Origin of the sequence: Spirillospora sp. NPDC049652 (assembly GCF_040675125.1) — a bacterium.
Lineage (GTDB): Bacteria > Actinomycetota > Actinomycetes > Streptosporangiales > Streptosporangiaceae > Spirillospora.
This window is the reverse complement of the sequence record NZ_JBFAOF010001085.1, coordinates 1-2,217: the sequence shown is the minus strand read 5'-3', so window position 1 is coordinate 2,217 and position 2,217 is coordinate 1. Positions and strand designations below refer to the sequence as shown.

Here is a 2,217-nt window from a genome sequence, read left to right as displayed (position 1 = left end):
GGCTGTCCACCGCGTTCGACTCGGTGACAGCCGGGTCGCGGGCTGGCCCTCGCTGAGCAGCTTGAACCGGCGGTTGGTGCGGAACGGGTCGCCCTCGCCCGCGAACATGCGGGCCGGGTCCTCGTTGTCGCGCTTGAAGGGGAACACCCCGGCGGTGAAGGGGAACCGGCCGGGCAGGTTCTCGCGGCGCAGGAAGCGCAGCAGCTCGCCGTGGTCCTCGTAGCGGGGCAGCGCGACGCGCGGGATGCGGTTGCCCGAGAGCGACTCGCGGGTCAGCGCCGTCCGGATCTCCCGGTCCCGGACGCGCACGACCTGCTCGTCCCCGGAGTAGTCCTCGACGGTCGCGGGCCACTGCGCGATCAGCTCGGCGGCCTCGGGGGCGACGGCGCGGCGGGCCTCCTCCGTCTTGGCGTCGATCTCGGCGGTGTCGGTCAGCTCGGCGCGGACCAGCTCGAACCGCTGCGCGCGCCGGACGGCCGCGACCTGCTTCTCGGTCTCGGCGTGGTAGCCGCGGACGGTCTCGGCGATGTCCGACAGGTACCGGACGCGGCCCGGCGGGATGATCTGCGCGGCGCCGGTGGAGACCTTGCCGGTCGCCTTGGGCAGCGTCCCCTCGGCCAGCCGCAGGCCGTGCCCGGCGAGCCGCTCCGCCAGGTGCTGGTAGAGGGCGGTGACGCCGTCGTCGTTGAAGGTGGCGGCGCTGGTGCCGAACACCGGCATGTCCTCGGGCCGGGACCCGAACGCCTCGCGGTTGCGGACGAGCTGCCGGGACACGTCGCGCAGCGCGTCGGCCGCGCCGCGCCGCTCGAACTTGTTGATCGCGACGACGTCCGCGAAGTCCAGCATGTCGATCTTCTCGAGCTGGGACGCGGCGCCGAACTCGGGCGTCATCACGTACAGCGAGACGTCGACGAGCGGGACGACCGCGGCGTCGCCCTGGCCGATCCCGGGGGTCTCCAGGACGACCAGGTCGTAGCCGGCGGCCTTCACCGCGGTGATCATGTCCTCGGCGTGCTCGGGCAGCTCGCGCGCGCCGCGGGTGGCGAGGGAGCGGAAGAACACCCGGTCGCCGTCCAGGGAGTTCATCCGGATGCGGTCGCCGAGGAGCGCGCCGCCGCCGCGGCGCCGGGTCGGGTCGACGGCGAGCACCGCGACGCGCAGCTTGTCCTGCTGGTCGGCGCGCAGCCGCCGGACGAGCTCGTCGGTCAGCGAGGACTTGCCGGAGCCGCCGGTGCCGGTGATGCCGAGCACCGGGACCTGCCGGGCGGCCGCCGCCTCGCGCAGCGCGCCGATGCCGTCGTAGCGGCCGGCCTGCAGGCAGGTGAGCGCGCGGGCGAGGGCGCGGCGGTCGCCGGCCAGCACCTCGTCCACTCCGGACGGCTCGGCCGCGAGGTCCACGTCGGCGTCCCGGACCAGCTCGTTGATCATGCCGGGCAGGCCGAGGCGCTGGCCGTCCTCGGGGGAGAAGATCCGCACCCCGGCGTCCGCCAGCCGCGCGATCTCCTCGTGGACGATCACTCCCCCGCCGCCGCCGAACACCTTCACGTGCTCGGCCCCGGCCTCCTTCAGGCTGCGGGCCAGGTATTCGAAGTACTCGACGTGGCCGCCCTGGTAGGAGCTGATCGCCACGCCCTGGGCGTCCTCCTCCAGGACCGCGTCCACGACCTCGCGCACCGACCGGTCGTGCCCGAGGTGCACGACCTCGGCGCCCTGCGACTGCAGGATGCGCCGCATGATGTTGATGGCCGCGTCGTGCCCGTCGAACAGGGCGGCCGCCGTGACGAACCGCACCGGGTGCACCGGCACGTGCAGCGATCCCGACATCAGAACTCCTTGGACATCCAATATTTAGAAGTTAAAGTAATAACCGTGGGCGAAACAGTCAAGACCCCCGAAGTGTCGTACGGTGGGCCCGTGACCGGCACGGACTCCCTCGACCCGATCGCCGAGGCGCACCGCCAGTGGCGCGCCCGGTGGCCCGGCCACGCCGACCAGATGGCGGCCGTGACCTCGGTGATGCGCGCCCAGCAGCTGCTGCTCGGCCGGATCGAGGGGGTGCTGAAGCCGTTCGGCCTGACCTTCGCCGCCTACGAGGCGCTGCGCCTGCTCGCGTTCACCCGCACCGGCACGCTCCCGATGGGCAAGATGGGCCAGCGGCTCATGGTGCACGCCGCGTCGGTCACCAACGTGATCGGCCGGCTCGAACGGCGCGGGCTG

1 protein-coding gene and 1 pseudogene are annotated in these 2,217 nt (G+C 73.0%); one reads left to right on the top strand and one right to left on the bottom strand.

Translation table 11 applies throughout. From position 1 onward, the window contains the following. Positions 1 to 1,824, bottom strand: a 1,824-nt coding sequence (locus AB0J52_RS37185; RefSeq protein ID WP_500187628.1) for a cobalamin-dependent protein, incomplete at its 3' end; no start/stop codon positions are given. Positions 1,825 to 1,914: 90 nt separating this feature from the next. Between AB0J52_RS37185 and AB0J52_RS37180 the strand changes: the two are divergent. Next, a pseudogene (locus AB0J52_RS37180) lies at positions 1,915 to 2,217 on the top strand (MarR family transcriptional regulator); the annotation flags it as partial.